This is a genomic window from Streptomyces sp. NPDC013187 (assembly GCF_042899705.1).
GTDB lineage: Bacteria > Actinomycetota > Actinomycetes > Streptomycetales > Streptomycetaceae > Streptomyces > Streptomyces hawaiiensis_A.
This window is the reverse complement of the sequence record NZ_JBIBAF010000003.1, coordinates 436583-454785: the sequence shown is the minus strand read 5'-3', so window position 1 is coordinate 454785 and position 18203 is coordinate 436583. Positions and strand designations below refer to the sequence as shown.

Sequence of the window (18203 nt, the reverse complement as noted above, 5' to 3'; positions counted from 1 at the left end):
TCAGGCTCCTGGCCACCTCCGGGTCGACGTGCTTGCCGATCGAGAGCATGGCGATGTGGACGGGACTGGTCGTGCGCCGACATGAGCGAGACGAGACGTCTCGTGCAGTCACATGGCCATGCAGTACGGCCGGACGGCGCTGCCCCGGGCAGAGCGGCGCGGTCAGCGCTGGTAGCGCGCCAGCACCAGGTTGCCGTCCTCCTCCAGGCGGACGCGCAGCTCACGCAGGCCGATCGCCCCGCTGTAGTACTCCTGGAACGCGGGCGTGGCGACCTTGTCCTTCCACTCCGGGTAGCCGCGGACGGACTGGGCCGGTGCCGGTCTCAGGTGCTGGGCAAGGGCGGTGCCGGTGTCCCAGCCGTCCTTCGTCCGGTGCAGGGCGGGGTCCTGCAGGGCCTGTCCGCCGGTGGGGAGCATCCAGTCGCCGAGAGCGAGGCGGACCATGTTCCGTGGCCTGAGGAAGAAGTCGAGGAACTCCGCGGCCTCCTTCTTGTGCGGGCAGTCCTCGGCGATGGAGAGGGTCTGGGGGCTGACGCCCTGGGTGAGTCCGGCGGCGCCCGCCGGGGCGGGCAGCACCTGCCAGTCGAAGCCCTTCGGGGCCTGCTGGACGATTTGCTGCCGGTAGGAGAACCCGAGCGGGACCATCGCGTACCGGCCCGCGAAGAATCCGGGCAGCGTGTCGGAGCCGCCGCTGCCCAGGGTCGTCGGTGAGGCGCTGCGGTCGGTGTTCGCCTGGGCGTGAACCGTGCGCGGCACCACCTGGTCGGCCGTCCCGAACCGCACCGTCACCTTGCCGTCCGGCCCGCGGTGGAACAGCCGCCCGCCCGCCGACAGCGAGAGGTTGAGCGTGGCGGAGACGGGTTCCTTCAGCGGCCAGGCGACCCCGTACCTCCCCCGGCCGCTGAGGCGTTCGGTGATCCGGCGGAACTCGGCCCAGCTCCAGGGCTTCTCGGGCGTCGGGATCCGTACGCCGGAGCCCCGGAGCCACTTCGCGTTGGCGATCAGCACGCGCGGTTCCTGGAGGAACGGCACGCCGTAGACGCCGTCGCCGAAGGTGGTCGTCTCCCAACTGCGCTGCAGGATGTCCGACTTCAGCCTCGCGGGCAGCAGGCCCTTGAGGTCGGCGAGGTAGCCGCCGTAGGCGAAGTCCGCGAGGTCGTCGGAGGCGTCATGGATGATGTCGGGGGCCTCGCCGCCCTCGAAGGCGGTGAGGAGCTGGTCGTGGACGCTGTCCCAGCTGCCCTGGACGTACTCGACTTGGACGTCCGGGTGGGCGGCGTTCCATTCGGCCACGAGTTGCCTGTTGGCCTCGACGGACTCCTCCTGCCAGGCCAGGGACTGGAAGCGCAGGGTGATGCGGCCGTCGTCACGGGTGCCGCCCGAGGAGCAGCCGGCGAGCAGCAGCATCAGGGCCAGGACCAGGGCCGGCAGGCGTGCGCGCATCAGCTCTTCACCGCCCCGGTGAGCATGCCGCCCGTGATCCGCCGCTGGATGAACGCGAAGACGACCAGGGAGGGCAGGGTCGCGAGGAACGCGGCGGCCGCGAGCGGGCCGAGGTCGGCGACGCCCTCGGCGCCGATGAAGTGGGTGAGGACCACGGGGAGGGTCTGTTTCTCCGGAGTCTTGAGGAGCACGAGCGCGAAGAAGAACTCGTTCCACGCGGTGATGAACGCGAACAGTCCGGTCGCCACGATGCCCGGCGCGAGCAACGGCGCGGTCACCGACACCAGCGTCCGCACCCGGCCCGCCCCGTCGACCGCCGCGGCCTCCTCCAGCTCGGGCGGCACGGCCCGTACGTACCCGGCGAGCATCCACAGCGCGAAGGGCAGCGCCCACACCACGTACACCAGCACCAGCCCCGGCACCGAGTTGATCAGACGGAGGTGCTTCAGCACCAGGAACAGCGGGATGATCAGCAGGACGAACGGGAACGCCTGGCTGACCAGCACCCAGCCCGTCACCGCCTTGGCGAGCCGGGTGCGGCGCCGGGCGACGACGTAGGCCATCGGCGTCGCGATCAGCACGGCGATGACGGCCGCTCCGAGCGCGGCGATCAGGGAGTTGAGGGCGGCCTGCAGCAGCGGCTGTTCGTCGAAGGCCTGCCGGAAGTTGTCGAGGGTGGGGTCCTTGGGGATCCACGTCGGGTGCAGGCTGCCCAGCTCGCGCGGCGGCTTGAACGCGGTGGAGAGCAGCCAGAGGAACGGGAAGGCGAGGAAGACGAGGTACGCGAGCAGTGCGGTGTACTGGCCGATGCGCGCCGGGCGGCCGGTCCTCACGCGTCGTCACCTCCCCTGAGGCGGCCGGCGAGGAACACGGCCAGGGCGATCGAGATCACGGCCACCATCACGCAGCCCATCGCCGCCGCGTAGCCGAACTGGCCGTACCGGAAGGCCTCTTCGTAGGCGAAGAGCATCGGCAGCCGGGTCCGGCCGCCGGGTCCGCCGCTGGTCAGCACGTAGACCAGGGCGAAGGAGTTGAAGTTCCAGATGAGGTTGAGCGCGGTGATGGCGAGGGCGATGGGCTTGAGGGCGGGCCAGGTGACCGTGCGGAAGCGGCGCCAGGCGCCCGCGCCGTCGACCGCCGCCGCCTCGTGCAGTTCGCGCGGGGTGTTCTGCAGCCCGGCGAGCAGGGCGACCGTCGTCTGGGGCATGCCCGCCCAGACGCCCACGACGATCACGGCGGGCAGCGCGGTCGCCAGTCCGCTGAGCCAGTCCCGGCCGCTGCCCAGGCCGATGTCGCGCAGGGTCTCGTTGAGGATGCCCGCGTCCGGGTTGTAGACGAGCCGCCACATGATGCCGACGACGACCTCGGGCATGGCCCACGGGATGATCGCCAGCGCGCGGGCCAGCCAGCGCAGCCGCAGGTCCTGGTTGAGGAGCAGGGCGAGGCCCAGCGCCAGGAGGAACTGCGGCACGGTGACGCCGACCGCCCACACCAGCCCGATCCGGAACGACTCCCAGAACAGCGTGTCGTGCAGCAGGTCCCGGAAGTTGAGGGCGCCGATCCACTGGGTGGGTGCGGTGCGGCCCGACTGGGCGTCGGTGAAGGCCAGCAGGATCCCGTACAGCAGCGGCCCGACGCTGAGGACGAGGATCGGGATGAGGGCGGGCAGCACCAGGAACCAGGCGCCGTGGCCGACGGCGTGCCGGGGCCGGCCCCCGCCGGGTCTGCGGCCGGACCGCCATCTCGGTGACGCGGGCCGTGAGGGCGGCGGAGGGGGCGAAGGAGACGCTGCCTCGGTCACCGGTGTCACGGAATCAGCCCCTTTGCGCGGCTCGGCCGGCCTGGTCATGGTCGTGGAGGCCATATGCCTCGTCAAGGCACCGCGTACGCCGTCCGACCTGTGCCGATGCGACACTGACCGGTGGATGGCCGGAACCCGACGGTCGAGGCGTGGACGACGGAGGCGGACGATGGACGAGGCACGGGCGCGCGACGTACTGGCCGCGGCAGGGGTGCTGCCCGGTGCGGCCGGGGCGGCACGGCTGCTCGCTCTGGGCGAGAACGCCGTGTTCGCCGTTGGTGACCTGGTCGTCAAGGTCGGCCGGGACGCGGAACTCCTCGACCGGGCGCGCCGCGAACTGGACGTCGCGGTATGGCTCGCCGAGGCGGGTGCGCCGGCGGTGCGGGCGGCCGAGCCGAAGGCGCTGCTGGTCGACGGGCATCCGGTGACGGTGTGGCACCGGCTGCCGGACGCGGTGCGGCCCGCAGAGCCGCGGGACTTGGCCGAACTGCTACGGGTCGTGCACGCCGTACCTCTTCCTCCCTTCGACCTCCCGCCCCGCGATCTACTGGGCGGTGTGGAGCGATGGCTGCGGCTCGCCGGGGATGCGATCGATCCCGCGGACGCGGCGTATCTGCGCGAGCGGCGCGACGGGTTCGCCGATCGGGCCGCAGCGCTCACACCGCATCTGCCACCGGGGCCGATCCACGGGGACGCGCTGCCGCGCAATGTGCACGTCGGACCCGAGGGGCCCGTGCTGGTCGACCTGGAGACGGTGTCCGCGGACCTGCGGGAGCACGATCTCGTGGTGATGGCGCTGTCCCACGACCGGTACGGGATGCCGGACGAGGCGTACGCGTCGTTCACGCAGGCCTACGGCTGGGACGTACGCGGCTGGGAGGGCTGTGGTGTGCTGCGCGGGGCCCGGGAGACGGCCAGTTGTGCCTGGGTCGCGCAGCATGCGCCGAGCAACCCCAAGGCGCTGGCCGAGTTCGAGCGGCGGGTGAGGTCCCTCAGGGACGGGGACGAGACGGTGCGGTGGTATCCGTTCTGACCGCCTGGCGCCCGGCCGTCCGGCGCCCGACTCGCTGACCGCCTGCCCGCCGCCTCAGACCGGCTCGTCCGCCAACTCGCGCAGCGGCCACGTCCCGTCGACCGAGGCGGTGGGGTCGCCCTTGCCGCGCAGGAAGCTCTGGAAGTCCGCCGCCCACTGCGCGTACCACTCGATCTGGCGGTGGTGCAGAGCCGCCGGGCCGAGGCCGGCGATCTTGGGGTGGCGGTCGGCTATCGCCCCGGCCAGGCGGGCCGCCGCCAGAGCGTCGGCCATGGCGTCGTGGGCGGCGTCGAGGACGACGCCGTACTCGGCGCAGACCGCTTCGAGGTTGCGTTTGCCGCGGCGGTAGCGGTCGACCCAGCGGTCGATGGTGTACGGGTCGATGACCGGGGCCGGGTCCACCCCGCCCAGGCGCTCCCGCAGGGACGGCAGCCCGTGACGCCGCAACTCCGCGGAGAGCAGGGTGAGGTCGAACGTCGCGTTGTAGGCGACGACCGGAACGCCCGTCTTCCAGTAGGAGGTGAGGACGTCGGCGAGGGCGTCCGCCACCTGGTCGGCCGGTCTGCCCTCGGCCGCCGCCCGCTCGTTGCTGATGCCGTGCACCGCCACCGCGTCCTCGGGGATCGGCACTCCCGGGTCGGCCAGCCACTCGCGGCGCCCGATCGGCTCAGCGCCCCTGACCTCGATCACGGCCCCCGTGACGATGCGCGCCTCGCGCGGATCCGTACCCGTCGTCTCCAGGTCGAAGCCGACCAGCAGCTCCCGGTGCCAGCCCATGGGCGGTCCCCCTTCTTGTGGTGCGTTCCCCCAGTGGTCCCCACCTTCGCATGCACCACTGACAATCAGAGGATCGCGTTCCGCTCATGCCCGGCAGCGGGCCGGAGAACCACCGCGCACCGGGGCGCGGTTCATGACACCGGCCGCGAATCCGCCCACATCACCTCGAACTCCTCGCGGTACGTGGGGAAGAGGCCGCTTTCGTCCATCTCGCCCGACTTGACCACCTTGCTGCCGTTGCGCAGCACGAACACGGGTGCCTCCATGCCCCGCGTGCGGCGCAGATAGCTCTGCACGACCGCGATGCCGTCCGCGCCGTCGCCGTCCACCAGGTACGCCGTGAAGCGGGGCGTCTCGTCGAACACCTGGATCTCGAAGGCGCCGGGGTCGCGCAGCCGGGCACGCACCCGGCGCATGTGCAGGATGTTCATCTCGACGGCCCGGCTGAGTTCGCCGCGCTTGATGCCCAGTTCGCGCTCGCGGCGCTTGACCGCGCTGGAGGCCGGGTTGAGGAACAGCAGCCTGACCCGGCAGCCGGACTCGGCCAGCCGCACCAGCCGCCGGCCGGAGAAGTTCTGCACGAGCAGGTTGAGGCCGATGCCGATGGCGTCGAGGCGGCGGGCGCCGCCGAAGATGTCCTCGGCCGGGAACTGCCGCATCAGCCGCACCCGGTCCGGGTGGACGGCGACGACGTCGGCGTACCGGTCGCCGACCAGGTCCTCGACCGCGTCGATCGGCAATCGGCGCGCCGAGGGCACGTCACCGCCCGCGCCGAGCATCTCCAGCAACCGTGCCGAGGCCCGCTCGGCCTGGTTGAGCACCGCCTCGGACAGGGCCCGGTTGCGGGAGACGACGTTGCGGGTGACCTCCAGCTCGTCCAGGGCGAGTTCGACGTCCCGGCGGTCGTCGAAGTACGGCTCGAAGCAGGGCCAGTGCTGCACCATCAGCTCGCGCAATTGGGGCAGAGTGAGGAAGGAGAGGACGTTGTCGTCGGCCGGGTCGAGCAGATAGCCCTTGCGGCGGCTGACCTCGCGGACGGCCACCGCGCGCTGCACCCACTCCTGGCCGGCCGGTCCGGCGGCGGCCACCACCCAGTCCTCGCCGTGCACGGGTTCGTAGACGGGCCGCAGCACGGCGGCGACCACAGCGCGCAGCCGCTGTTCGACGAGGTTCAGCCAGATGTAGGCCCGGCCGGCCCGCTGGGCGCGGGTGCGCACCTCGCGCCAGGCGTCGGCGTCCCAGTCCAGTTCCGGGCCGATCGAGCCCGTCGCGTCCATCGGCCGCGCCAGGGACACGGCACCGGTCGGGACGTCTGCGGAGTTCCCCTCGTGACCCTCGTCACCAGGGGGCAGCTCCAGCCCTCCCGAGCCCACCCGCGCACCGCCTTCCGCTCCCCCGCACACTGCCCTTGTCAACGATCAAGGAAGGGTACTCCGGGAGCGGTCGGCGGTGCAGCCGGATGGGCAGGGTAGTTCTCAACCCCGGGGCCGCCAGTGCCCGTTCTGCCAGCCGAGCTCGGCCGGAGTGAGCGGATTCATCGCGGTGACGTCGCGCGGGGCGATGGAGAAGCCCTGCCAGTGGACGGGCATGGGCTGCTGGTCCTCGTCCCGGGCTATGTGGTGGAAGCCGATGTTCATCCAGACCACCGGGTGGGTCAGGGTCTGTCCGTTCACCCACTTGTCGACGGACTTCCCGGCCCCGGGGCCGCAGTTGCCGGGGTTGTGGCTGGCGAACAGTTCGCACTTGTTGTACTGCGTGACGTACAGATCGCGCTTGGTGTAGCTGCGGCCCGGGTACTTGGTCGTGACCCCGGGGACGATCTCGTAGGAGCGCGCGTGTCCGTCCTTGTTCTTGCCGGTCGCGCTGACCATGCGCCACCAGCGGTAGTTCTTGCTGTCCCCGGCCAGTTCCTTGGTCACCTTGGTGCGGGTGGTCTTGGTGGTGGGGGCGCGCTGGCCGCGGGTGGGCGCGCTGACGGTGGAGTCGTACTGCTCGACGTGGTTCTTCGTGGAGCCGTCCAGGGCGAAGTCGAGCCGCCAGAAGGCGTTGTGGCTGTGGCTGGTGGCCTTGGCGCTCGCGCCCTTGCCGATGGGCCAGCCGCGGCCGTCGCCGGCGTCGTAGTCGTCCCAGGACAGGCTGCCGGTGGCGCCGACGTTCATGGTGATCGCGCCGTCGTCCTGGAAGCGCCACTCGGTCATGTACTCGTACCAGCCGACCTGGTTGACCGTGTAGACGAGGAGGTCCTTGCCCTCAGCCTGGAAGACCTTGTTCGCGGTGTCGCCCTGCATGCGGTAGGCGTGGCCGCGGGAGCGGGTGGTGGTGCACAGGCCCTTGACGTTCGGGTCCTCGTTCCAGGAGTCCGGGACCTTGACGGTCTTGATGGTGCCGCCCGGGCACTCGCCCGGTGCCAGGTTCATCAGGCCCTGGGCGAAGTCGAAGCCGGTGAGGTCGTCGTACTCGACCGAGCCGTCGTCGTAGGGGACGTGGATCTGGCCGAGGCGGGCGCTGTTGAGGACTCTGATCGGTTTGGGCTCTCCCTTGGGCTGGTACGAGATCTTCTCCAGCACGAGGCCGGCCTTGCCGTCGTAGCGCCAGCACATCCGCCAGGTGGTTCCGGAGGAGAGCTTCTGCTCGATGCGGTAGGCGGCGCTGCAGTCGGCCGCCGCCGCGGCGGCGGGGGCGGCCTTCGGCTGGGCGGTGGCCGGTCCCGCGCCGGCCGTGGCACCCGCGGCCAGCGCGGCCACGGTCAGGCCCGCGGCCGCCCGGGTACGGGCCTTGGTGTTGCTGTTCACGCGCATGACGAGATGACTCCCTGACGAGGAGGAGCGGGGTGGACGGGTGAGCGAAGAGGGCGGGTCAGCGGTCGAGCCGGGCGACCTTGCGGGCGCTCAGGTCGATCACCAGCTGCCGGGCGTCGACCCACGGGCCGTTCTTGATCTTCGGGAACAGCCGGACGCAGCGGTGCTCTCCGCACTGGTCGAGCGCGGCGGGCTGGGCGCCCGGCGCGGCCCGGTAGACGGCTCCGCTGAGCTGGAGCTGGTCCGGGGAGGTGAGCGCCTTGCCGGTGGCGTCCTGGTAGTCGGCCTTCAGGCCCGACCCGAGCGGGTCGGCGATCAGGAGACCGGCTGCCTCGGCCTTCTCGGCGCGGCTCAGGGGCGGCTGCACGCCGTGCTGGGTGCCGGTCGCCACCACCTTGCCGGTGCCGAGGTCGACGGTCCGGGTCACGAGGGTGTCGTCCCGGTAGTCGTAGAACGTCACGTCAGCCCGGCGGGGCGCGTCCGGCTTGCCCGCCTCGTCGGCCTCGGGCTCGGCGAGGTCGACGCCGAGGGGCTGCGGACCGCGGTCCCCGTCCACGCTCTCGCTGCTCCGGAACAGCTGCCGGCTGAGGGCGATCTTCTCGGCCCGCTGCAGTTCGTCGTCGGTCAGCGGATCACGGCCCTCGCCCCGCTGCCCTTCGGCGGGCGCCGCCTCGACCACCCCCGGCGCCACGGCCCGACCGCCCGCCGCCGCCTCACCGGCTCCGGCGGCCCCGGCGGCCTGCGGGGCGGACTGCCCCGCCCGGGAGCCGTTGTCGTCCGCCCCCGCCGTGCCCGGCAGGGTCACCGCCACCATCACGGCGGTCCCGGCCACCGCGATGGCGGTACCGGCCACCATCTTGCCCAGATGGCGGTGCACTATGTTGCGCACGTCTTCCCCCTACTCCCCCACGTCCCGGGAGTATGTGATAGCCCCATTGGTTTGGCATACCGCGTATGCACTGGTCACTCGGTAAGAGGGAGATAAGTCATAGGAGGTTCCCTCACTTTCGGGGAGACTCGGGACCAAGGCGTCCCCACCGGCGCCGCACACCTGAAAGAGTCGTATCCATGCAGGTCTGGCCTGGCGAGGCGTATCCACTCGGTGCCACGTACGACGGCGCCGGTACCAACTTCGCGGTCTTCACGGAGGCCGCGGACCGAGTAGAGCTGTGTCTGCTGCACGACGACGGCTCGGAGACGGCGATCGAGCTCCGGGAGAGCGACGCCTTCGTGCGGCACGCGTACGTGCCCGGCATCATGCCGGGGCAGCGGTACGGGTTCCGGGTGCACGGCCCGTACGCCCCGGAGCGCGGGCTGCGCTGCAACTCCGCGAAACTGCTGCTCGACCCGTACGCGCGTGCGATCAGCGGCTCGATCAACTGGGGCGAGGAGGTCTACGGCTACCACTTCGACGATCCCGACCGGCGCAACGATCTCGACTCGGCTCCGCACACGATGACGTCGGTCGTGGTCAACCCCTACTTCGACTGGGGCGACGACCGGCGCCCGCGCACCGAGTACCACCACACGGTGATCTACGAGGCCCACGTCAAGGGCCTCACCATGCGCCACCCCGGCCTCCCGGAGGAGCTGCGCGGCACCTACGCCGCCCTCGCGCACCCGGCGATCATCGAGCACCTCACCGAGCTCGGGGTCACGGCCCTGGAGCTGATGCCCGTACACCAGTTCGTGAACGATCACCGTCTGGTCGACATGGGCCTGAACAACTACTGGGGCTACAACACCATCGGCTTCTTCGCCCCGCACAACGCCTACGCCTCCTGGGGCGACCGGGGCCAGCAGGTGCTGGAGTTCAAGTCGGCGGTGAAGGCGCTGCACGAGGCCGGGATCGAGGTGATCCTCGACGTGGTCTACAACCACACCGCCGAGGGCAACCACCTGGGCCCGACCCTGTCCTTCAAGGGCCTGGACAACTCCCGCTACTACCGGCTCACGGACGACCCCCGCTACTACATGGACACGACAGGGACAGGAAATTCCCTGCTCATGCGGTCCCCGCACGTGCTCCAGCTGATCATGGACTCGCTGCGGTACTGGGTCACGGACATGCACGTCGACGGGTTCCGCTTCGACCTGGCGGCGACGCTGGCCCGGCAGTTCCACGAGGTGGACCGGCTGTCGTCGTTCTTCGACCTGGTGCAGCAGGACCCGGTGGTCTCGCAGGTCAAGCTGATCGCCGAGCCGTGGGACGTCGGCGAGGGCGGCTACCAGGTGGGCAACTTCCCCCCTCTGTGGACGGAGTGGAACGGCAAGTACCGGGACACCGTGCGCGACCTGTGGCGGGGCGAGCAGCGCACCCTCGCGGAGTTCGCCTCCCGGCTGACCGGCTCCTCCGACCTGTACCAGGACGACGGGCGCCGCCCGCTGGCCTCGATCAACTTCGTGACCTGCCACGACGGCTTCCCTCTGCACGACCTGGTGGCCTACAACGACAAGCACAACGAGGCCAACGGCGAGGACAACCGGGACGGCGAGAGCCACAACCGGTCCTGGAACTGCGGGACCGAGGGCGAGACCGACGACCCGGACGTGCTGCGGCTGCGGGCGCGGCAGATGCGGAACTTCATCGCGACGCTGATGCTCTCCCAGGGCGTGCCCATGATCAGCCACGGCGACGAGTTCGCCCGCACCCAGGGCGGCAACAACAACGCCTACTGCCAGGACAACGAGATCTCCTGGGTCGAATGGCCCGAGAACGACGAGAACACCGAGGGCGGTGAGGACGCGCAGGGCGGTGCGAGCACAGATCTGCTGGCCTTCACGCGCGCCATGGTGTGGCTGCGCCGCAACCACCCGGTCTTCCGCCGCCGGCGCTTCTTCCACGGACGGCCCGTGGAGGGCACGCACGACGACCTGTCCGACATCGCCTGGTTCACCCCGGACGGCCGGGAGATGACCCAGCGGGACTGGGACTCGGCGCAGGCGTCGGCGCTGACGGTGTTCCTCAACGGCAACGCGATCTCCGAGCCCGGGGCGCGCGGGGAGCGCATCACCGACGACTCGTTCCTGCTGATGTTCAACGCCTCCCCCAAGCCGCTGGACTTCGTGGTTCCGGTCAACCACGGGCGGCAGTGGGAGGTCGTGGTCGACACCGCCCTCGCGGACGGTGTGCCGTCGGACACCGGCGCCAAGGTGCAGGCCGGGGACCGGCTGACCCTGACCGACCGGAGCATGACGGTGCTGCAGCGGCCCGTGTGACCGCCCGGCGCGTGCGCGTCGTCCGGAAAGCCACTCGTCCGGGCGACGCGCGGCGCACCTGGCGCGGGGGATGACACGAACGGCGGCAGGGCGGGTACGTACGTCTCCATGACACCTGAGCGACTTGACCCGGTGGTGCCCACGGCCACGTACCGGCTGCAGCTGCAGCCAGAGTTCCCCTTCGGAGCAGCCGCGGCCGCCGTGCCGTACCTGGCCTCGCTCGGCGTCTCGCACCTGCACCTGTCCCCCGTCCTGGAGGCGGTGCCGGGTTCGACGCACGGCTACGACGTGGTCGACCACGCGCGCGTGCGCGAGGAACTGGGCGGCGAGGAGGGGCTGCGGGCGCTGGCACGCACCGCGCGCGAGCACGGTCTCGGCCTGGTGGTGGACATCGTCCCGAACCACATGGCCATGGCCCCGCGCCACAACCGCGCCCTGTGGGACGTACTGCGCGAGGGCCCGAAGTCGCCGTACGCGCGCTGGTTCGACATCGACTGGGAGGCGCAGGACGGGCAGATGCTGCTGCCGGTCCTCGGCGGGCCGCTGGGCGAGGTGCTCGACGAGCTGCGCGTCGACGGTGACGTGCTGCGCTACTACGACCACGTCCTGCCGCTGCGCGAGGGCACCGAGGACCTGCCGCTGCCGCATCTGCTGGACGCGCAGTGGTACCGCCCCGTGTGGTGGCGGCTGGCCCGGACCGAGCTCAACTACCGGCGGTTCTTCAGCATCTCGGAACTCATCGGGGTGCGGGTGGAGGATCCGGAGGTGTTCGAGGCCACCCACGACAAGATCCTCGGGCTGCTGCACGAGGGCGTGATCGACGGGCTGCGCATCGACCACCCCGACGGGCTCGCCGACCCCGACGGCTACCTCCGGCGGCTGCACGAGGCGACCGGGGGCCGCTGGACGGTCGTGGAGAAGATCCTCGCCGACGGCGAGCGGCTGCCGGCGTCCTGGCCCGTCGCGGGGACCACCGGCTACGACGCGCTGCGGCACGTGGACGGGGTGTTCACCGACCCGGCCGGGTTCGGGGACCTGCTCGGGCGGTACCGGCGCTTCGCGGCCCCGCAGACGGACCGGGGCGGGCAGTGGGACGCGACGGTGCGCAGGGCGGCGTACAAGGTCCTCACGCACGAGCTGGCGACCGAGACCGACCGGCTCACCCGGGTGGCGAGCCGGCTGTGCGCGACCTCCCCGGAGCCCGCGCTGCGCGACCGCGCCCCCTGGGCGCTGCGCACCGCGCTCCAGGAGCTTCTCGTCCGCTTGGAGGTCTACCGGCCCTACGAGTCCTCCGACGCGGCGTCCGTGGTCACCGAAGAGGCCGCCGCCGAGGCCCGGCACGCCTTCGCCGTGCCCGAGGAGGCCGGTGCGGTGGACGTGGTGCGGGACCTGGTCCTGGGACGGTACGGCGACGAGCCGGCCCAGCTGGAGTTCCGGACGCGGTTCGCGCAGACCTCCTCGGCGCTGCGGGCCAAGTCGGTGGAGGACACGGCGTTCTACCGGTACGTGCCGCTGCTGTCGGCGACCGAGGTGGGCGGGAACCCGGGCTCCCCAGCCCTGTCACCGGAGGAGTTCCACGCGTACTGCGCGCGCGTGCAGCGCGACTGGCCCGTCACCGGGACGGTGGCCACGACCCACGACACCAAGCGCAGTGCGGATGTCCGGGCGGCGCTGCACGTGCTCACCGAGTGCCCGGACCGCTTCGCGGACGTGCTCGCGGAGGTGACCCGCACCGGCGAGGGTGTGCCGGACGCGCAGCTGGCGTGGGCGGCCTGGCAGACCGTGTTCGGGCTGGGGCCGGCCTCCGGGGTGCGGGAGCGGGTGCAGGGGGCGCTGCTGAAGCACGTGCGTGAGGCGGGCCTGTACACGAGCTGGACCGAGCAGGAGCCGCCGTACGAGGAGGCGGTGGAGCGGTTCGTGGCGGCCGGGCCCTGCGGGGCGCCGGGCGAGCGGGTCGCCGCGTTCCGGGAGTCGCTGGCGCCGTACATCCGGGCCAATGTGCTGGGCACGGCCCTGGTGCAGCTGACGATGCCGGGCGTCCCGGACGTCTACCAGGGCACGGAGGCCGAGTACCGGGCGCTGGTCGACCCGGACAACCGGCGGGCGGTGGACTTCCCGCCCGCGGAGTCCGGCGGCACCTCCGGGGAGAAGACGGCGGTGACGAAGGCGGCGCTGGGACTGCGGGCCCGGCGGCCCGGCGCCTTCGGTGACACGGCGACGTACATGGCGTTGCCGGCGGAGGGACCGGCGGCCGCGCACTGCCTGGCGTTCGTCCGCTCCGGTGAGGTGCTGACGGCCGTGACCCGCCTGTCCCTGCGGCTCGCGGAGGCCGGCGGCTGGCGGGACACGCGGCTGCCGCTGCCGCCGGGCCGCTGGGCGGACGTGCTGGAGCCGGGGCGCGCGTTCTCGGGGCACGCGCGCGTGGCGGAGCTGTTCGAGGGGCTGCCGGTGGCGCTGCTGGAGAGGGTGGGCGACTGAGTTCAGACGACCGCCGAGTCGTCCTCAGGGCAGACCTCGTACACCGGCAGAGGGGCTCGCGGGCGCGGCCAGGACGTCCGCAGCAGGTCGACGAACCTCTGCGCCGCGCCGGCCGGCGGCAGGCGCGAGAAGACCGTCAGGGCGCGCCTGCGGGCGGGGGCGGGAGTGAGGACGACGCAGCCGGCGCCGACCGCCTCGCGGACGAGGTGGGCGGCCAGACGCCGCCCCCGGCAACGGCCATCCGCACCGCCGTCGAGGTGTGCTCGGTGAAACACGGCGGTGCGCGGGGTGAAGCCCGCGCGTCCGCACGCCCAGTCGAGGAAACGCTCCCCGCGGACCACGGGCTTCCGCGGCATCGGCGTCCGGGCCGGGGCCCGCCTGCTGGACGCCGAGGTCCTCGCCGACGGGGTGCGGGCGCGTGTGCGCGACGCCCGGGGAGAGACCTTGACGGTGGAGGCCGAGCGGCTGCTGGTGGCGGGCGGGCGGGTCCCGGTCACCGACGGCCTGGACATGGCCGCGGCGGGGCTCGCCACGGACGCGCGCGGGTGCCGCTGACGGCCGTGGCGAAGGGCATGGTGCACGGGCGGGGCGGGATGGTGAAGGTCGTCACCGAGGCCGGCGGGCGGGTGCTCGGCGTGCATCTGGTGGGTCCGCACGTGTCGGAGATGATCATCGAGAGCCGGCTGGTCGTCGGCCGGGACGCCGAGCCGTCCGACGTGGCCCGGCACATCCACCCGCACCCGGCCCTGTCCGAGGCGGTCGGCGAGGTGTTCCTCAACCTGGCGGGGCGAGGGCTGCACCAGCAGTAGGCGACGAGTCATGCTTCCGGGCGCCCCCCGGGGACCACCCCGTCGCGCCCTTGACACCGCACCATGGCCGTGGGGTACTGCGATGGCGAACTCGGGCGGATGTGACGGGGGTGAGTGTCCTGCCGGAGCTGCGCTACCCGACGGTGACCGAACAGGTCTCAGCTGCCCGGGCGTTGACCGCTCAGCGCCCCGGTGTGTGCACCCTGCGGCAGGTGGGTGCCTCACGCGCGGGCAGGCCCCTGCACCTGCTGTCCGTGGGCCGAGCCCGCCGTGCCGTACTGGTGGTCGCGGGCGCCCACGCCAACGAGCCGACCGGCTCCTGCACCCTGCTGGCGGTCGCCCGGCGGGTCCTGGAGCAGCGGGAGTTGCGCGACGGCGTCTCCTGGCACTTCCTGCTGTGCGCGGACCCCGACGGGGCGAGTCTGCACGTGACGCCGGCGCCGCGCAGCCTGTTCGACTACCACCTCGGGTTCTTCCGGCCCGCGGGCCCGGAGCAGCCCGAGTGGGCGCCGTCCCTGCTGCCGCCGGACCGGCTGCCGCCCGAGACCCGGGCTCTGACGGGTGTCATCGACGAGCTGCGCCCCTACCTCCAGGTCACCCTGCACGGCACGGACCTGGGCGGCAGTTGGGTGCAGCTGACGAGGGACGTGCCCGGGCTTGCGGAGCCGTTCGCGAAGTCGGCGGCCGAGTTGCACATCCCGGTGGAGACCGGCGCCTCCGACGCCGCCGGCTGGCCCGCGTCCGGGCCGGGCGTGCACGTCATGCCGGCGCCGGGGATCGGGCCGGCGTACCCGAGCCTGCCGGACGACGCGCGGCACAGCACCTGGTACCACGCCCACCGGTACGGCGGGCTGACCGCGGTGGTCGAAGTGCCGATGTGGGCGAGCGACCTGGTGGACGACCCGGCTCCGCATCCGGCTCCGGCGGCGGCGATCGGGCTGCTGGCCCGCCGGCTGCAGCGGGACGCGCTGGAGGTGACGCGTGTGCTCGACCATGCGCTGCCCCGGCTGGCGGACCTGGACGGCCCGTTGCTGCGGGCCGCCCGATGGGGTCTCGAGCTGGTGCCGGGGCTGGCCTCCGACCTGCTGCACACCCCGCCCGCCGACCTCACCCGGGCGTACGTCGGCAGCGTGGACGCGTTCGCGCGCCGCGTGCCGCTGCGGGCGGCGGCGATGCTGTTGCGGGTGCTGCGCGGGACCGACGACGAGGCGGCCAAGCAGCTCGAGGGGCTCGTCTCGAGCTGGAGCGACGCCTTCGCGGAACGGTTCCGCGCCCGCTGGGTGCCTTTGGAGCACCAGGTGGAGCACCAGTCCCGCACGGTCGTCGCGGCGGCGCTGCACGCGCGCGAGAGGGCGTCGTAGCGCCGTAGGGGCAGCGTCGTAGCGGCAGCGCCGTAGGGGCCGTGCGGGGCGGCGGCGTCCCGGACACCTGGGCACCGGGTATGGGGCACCGGGCGTCTACCACCTGGCACTTGGCACTGACACTCGGGCACTCAGGCACTCAGGCACTCAGGCACTCAGGCACGGTCGCACGGCCCTGGCTCAGTCCCGCCGCATCGGCACCGGCTCGCCCGGACCGGAGCACGCGCGGTCGTGCCGTCCGGCCAGTTCGAACGCGGCGAGCACCACACGGGCCTGGTACTCCGCCTGCCGGGCCACCGGGATCCAGCGCGCCCCGCAGTCGTCGCGGTACTCCGCGCACCACTGGTCGATCAGCAGGTCCAGCTCCGTCAGCACCCCGGCCGGGTCACGGCCGGCGGCCCGTACGAGCTGGTGCAGCAGTCCCGCGGTGCGCAGCGCGAGCCGGCGCCCGGAGATGCGCAGGGCGACCAGGTGGGCCGTGCTCAGGGGCGGGAGGGGGTGGGCCGGGCTGTCGCCGGTGTCGGGGTCCCAGGCGTCGGCGAGGCCGGGGCAGACCAGGAGGTAGTCGCCGACCGGGGCGAGGAGGCGGGCCGCGTCGGGCACGGTGGCGAGGTGCGGCCGGATCCGGGCCAGGAGCTGCCGCAGGAGGCCCGAGTCGTGGCGCAGGGTGCGGCTGACGGCCCGGAGCACGGCGTCCCGGTCCGTGGGCGGGGAGCCGTCCGCCACGGCCGTCACGCCCCACATGGGCGCCTCGACGACCGCGGTGACGGTGCCGTGCCGGTACGGGTGGAACCACGTGGACTCGACGGCGGCCTCCGTGATGGCCGCGACCAGATCGGCCCGGCGAGGCGGCGGGATCCGGTAGACGGCGGGCCCGAGGCCGGGCCAGTACAGGGCGTCGTACGCACCGAGTTCGCGCGGTATGCCGAGCCGGGCGGCGATGTGGGCCAGGCGCCGGTCGAGGCCCGGCAGGTCGTGGGTGAGCTCGACGAAGCCGCCGCCGATGTCGACACCGTGCAGGGAGCACTGGAGGAAGGGGCGCAGTTCGTCCTGGAGGTCGAGCAGGACCCGGGTCTCCGGCAGGGCGGCCCCGGCCGCGCCGTCGGGCAGCCACTCGGGCTGCTCCAGGAAGCCGGGCCGGAAGAAGTTCCGGATGTAGTGGCCGAGCGTGTAGGGGCCGGGCAGCCAGCCCTCGTTGCGGCGCGACCCGTCCGGGTCGAGGCACAGCAGCAGGTTCCAGGTGGCGTCGGCGCCCTCGGTGAGCCGCGGGTCGGCCAGGGCCCGCTCGGCCAGTCGCAGCACGGTGGCACCGCCCACCGGTTCGTTGGCGTGGGGGCCGGCCACGACCAGCGCCTGACGGCTGCCGTGCCCCACGGAGAGCAGCCACATGGGGGAGCCCGCGCGGGAGGTGCCGACCCGGCGCAGCCTGGCGTCACGGGGATGGCGGGCGACGAGGGCGGCGGCCCGGGCACCCAGTTCGTCGACGGTCGGGTAGCGCAGCAGGGGCGGCAGGGCACACCTCCCCAATGCGGTGCCGTCGCTTCACCAGGTGTAGATGGTGTACGCACAGTCAGTCACGACTTCAGGGGAACGTCAACACCGTCAACGCAGCGGACCGCGACGGGATTTCGGCCAACCTCCCGGGACCCGCCTTCCGTAAGGACCAGGCCAGAGCCGAGGCGTGGTTCCGTTTCCGGTCACCCGGCCGACAGCCGGACCGCCGTCCGACCGACAGCCGGATCGCCTCCGGCAGGCAGCCGGAAGGTCACCCGGCCGACAGCCGGAACGTCATCCGCCCGAAGCCCACCTGGTCGCCCTCGCGGACGACGGCCGCGCCGACGACGCGCCGGCCGTTCACCGTCGTGCCATTGGTGGAGCCGAGGTCGCGCAGAACCCACAGGCCGCCCTGGTGACGGAGTTCGGCGTGCACGCGGGAGACGGTCTCGTGGTTGAGGCGCAGTCCGCTGGCGGGATCGCGGCCTATGCGCAGCGGATGGCCGAGCGAGGGGTGGGGCAGCTGCAGCTTGGGCAGCCGCTCGGCCTGCCATGCCCTGCGCAGCCGCAGGGAGAAGCCGGAGACGGCCTCGACGGTGCCGAACACCAGGCGCGAGAGGCGGCTCTCGGTGCGCAGGTCGGCGGTGAGCGCCGCGAGTTCGTCGGGGCGGCGGGCGGCGAGCGCCAGTTCCATGCGGTGGACGAACGTGTCGTGGGACAGACGGCCCACGGCGACGCCGTCGCGGAGCACCTTCAGCACCCGGTCGCGCTCCGCGTCGGAGAGCCGCGCGGGGGACGTGTTGAACTCGAAGGACGACGTCACGCTGGTGATTGTCGGGCAGCGCGGCCGGGCTGTCCAGAAAACGGGAAATCGGCCGCCACGCGCGCGTACCCGGGTAGACCCGCCGCAAATGGGTGGATGCACCAGCGGATTGATCTCTTTTGACGCACCATGGACGGGCTACATCACGGTGAACAGACGAAGGGGAA

14 protein-coding genes and 1 pseudogene are annotated in these 18203 nt (G+C 72.5%); 5 read left to right on the top strand and 10 right to left on the bottom strand.

Annotated elements, in window-relative coordinates:
• Positions 1-162 precede the first annotated feature (162 nt).
• Genes ACFY5B_RS07935 through ACFY5B_RS07925 form a run of 3 tightly spaced genes read right to left on the bottom strand, consistent with a single transcriptional unit; the run spans position 163 to position 3253 of the window.
• Positions 163-1443 (bottom strand): ABC transporter substrate-binding protein, encoded by a 1281-nt coding sequence (locus ACFY5B_RS07935; RefSeq protein ID WP_389966074.1) that lies wholly within the window; start codon positions 1441-1443, stop codon positions 163-165.
• Positions 1443-2276: a carbohydrate ABC transporter permease gene (locus ACFY5B_RS07930; protein ID WP_389966071.1), complete on the bottom strand. Its 834-nt coding sequence runs from the start codon at positions 2274-2276 to the stop codon at positions 1443-1445. The genes ACFY5B_RS07935 and ACFY5B_RS07930 overlap by 1 nt, the downstream gene beginning before the upstream one ends.
• A complete protein-coding gene (locus ACFY5B_RS07925) occupies positions 2273-3253 on the bottom strand; it encodes a carbohydrate ABC transporter permease (RefSeq protein WP_389966068.1) in 981 nt (326 codons plus the stop codon). The genes ACFY5B_RS07930 and ACFY5B_RS07925 overlap by 4 nt, the downstream gene beginning before the upstream one ends.
• Positions 3254-3413: 160 nt before the next feature.
• On the opposite strand from ACFY5B_RS07925, the gene ACFY5B_RS07920 reads away from it, so the two are divergent.
• The gene (locus ACFY5B_RS07920; RefSeq protein WP_389966065.1) at positions 3414-4277 is read left to right on the top strand and encodes a phosphotransferase enzyme family protein; all 864 of its coding nucleotides are present in this window, start codon (positions 3414-3416) and stop codon (positions 4275-4277) included.
• 54 nt (positions 4278-4331) lie between these two features.
• Here ACFY5B_RS07920 and ACFY5B_RS07915 read toward each other — a convergent pair whose 3' ends face one another.
• The 4 genes from ACFY5B_RS07915 to ACFY5B_RS07900 all read right to left on the bottom strand — a co-directional run bounded on the left by ACFY5B_RS07915 (position 4332) and on the right by ACFY5B_RS07900 (position 8741).
• Entirely contained in the window at positions 4332-5054 is a 723-nt protein-coding gene (locus ACFY5B_RS07915; protein ID WP_389966062.1) for a 3'-5' exonuclease, read from the bottom strand.
• Between the two features lie 131 nt (positions 5055-5185).
• Positions 5186-6427, bottom strand: coding sequence for an SAV2148 family HEPN domain-containing protein (locus ACFY5B_RS07910; protein WP_351640690.1), 1242 nt, complete (start codon positions 6425-6427; stop codon positions 5186-5188).
• Positions 6428-6529: 102 nt separating this feature from the next.
• Positions 6530-7852 carry a copper amine oxidase gene (locus ACFY5B_RS07905; RefSeq protein ID WP_389966059.1) on the bottom strand — a complete coding sequence of 441 codons (1323 nt, stop codon included), beginning with the start codon at positions 7850-7852 and terminating at the stop codon, positions 6530-6532.
• A gap of 58 nt (positions 7853-7910) precedes the next feature.
• Positions 7911-8741, bottom strand: coding sequence for a Tat pathway signal sequence domain protein (locus ACFY5B_RS07900; RefSeq protein ID WP_389966056.1), 831 nt, complete (start codon positions 8739-8741; stop codon positions 7911-7913).
• 179 nt (positions 8742-8920) lie between these two features.
• On the opposite strand from ACFY5B_RS07900, the gene glgX reads away from it, so the two are divergent.
• Both glgX and treY read left to right on the top strand, forming a co-directional pair.
• Complete coding sequence (glgX, locus tag ACFY5B_RS07895; RefSeq protein WP_389966053.1) at positions 8921-11071, top strand: glycogen debranching protein GlgX; 2151 nt, start codon at positions 8921-8923, stop codon at positions 11069-11071.
• Between the two features lie 108 nt (positions 11072-11179).
• Entirely contained in the window at positions 11180-13549 is a 2370-nt protein-coding gene (treY, locus tag ACFY5B_RS07890; protein WP_389966050.1) for a malto-oligosyltrehalose synthase, read from the top strand.
• 2 nt (positions 13550-13551) lie between these two features.
• Here the strand turns inward: treY and ACFY5B_RS07885 are convergent, their stop codons facing one another.
• Entirely contained in the window at positions 13552-13824 is a 273-nt protein-coding gene (locus ACFY5B_RS07885) for a hypothetical protein (RefSeq protein WP_389966047.1), read from the bottom strand.
• A gap of 73 nt (positions 13825-13897) precedes the next feature.
• Between ACFY5B_RS07885 and ACFY5B_RS07880 the strand changes: the two are divergent.
• A pseudogene (locus ACFY5B_RS07880) lies at positions 13898-14358 on the top strand (dihydrolipoyl dehydrogenase); the annotation flags it as partial.
• Positions 14359-14468: 110 nt separating this feature from the next.
• A complete protein-coding gene (locus ACFY5B_RS07875; RefSeq protein ID WP_389966044.1) occupies positions 14469-15719 on the top strand; it encodes a M14 family zinc carboxypeptidase in 1251 nt (416 codons plus the stop codon).
• A 180-nt stretch (positions 15720-15899) separates the two neighbouring features.
• On the opposite strand, the gene ACFY5B_RS07870 is transcribed toward ACFY5B_RS07875, so the two are convergent.
• Positions 15900-17246: a M14 family zinc carboxypeptidase gene (locus ACFY5B_RS07870; protein ID WP_389966041.1), complete on the bottom strand. Its 1347-nt coding sequence runs from the start codon at positions 17244-17246 to the stop codon at positions 15900-15902.
• Positions 17247-17484: 238 nt separating this feature from the next.
• Positions 17485-18036, bottom strand: coding sequence for an FHA domain-containing protein (locus tag ACFY5B_RS07865; protein WP_389966039.1), 552 nt, complete (start codon positions 18034-18036; stop codon positions 17485-17487).
• Positions 18037-18203 lie beyond the last annotated feature (167 nt).

Coding starts and splice junctions, on each gene's coding strand:
- ACFY5B_RS07935 (WP_389966074.1), bottom strand. CDS start 1,443: ATGCGCGCACGCCTGCCGGCCCTGGTCCTGGCCCTGATGCTGCTGCTC.
- ACFY5B_RS07920 (WP_389966065.1), top strand. CDS start 3,414: ATGGACGAGGCACGGGCGCGCGACGTACTGGCCGCGGCAGGGGTGCTG.
- ACFY5B_RS07915 (WP_389966062.1), bottom strand. CDS start 5,054: ATGGGCTGGCACCGGGAGCTGCTGGTCGGCTTCGACCTGGAGACGACG.
- ACFY5B_RS07905 (WP_389966059.1), bottom strand. CDS start 7,852: ATGCGCGTGAACAGCAACACCAAGGCCCGTACCCGGGCGGCCGCGGGC.
- glgX (WP_389966053.1), top strand. CDS start 8,921: ATGCAGGTCTGGCCTGGCGAGGCGTATCCACTCGGTGCCACGTACGAC.
- treY (WP_389966050.1), top strand. CDS start 11,180: ATGACACCTGAGCGACTTGACCCGGTGGTGCCCACGGCCACGTACCGG.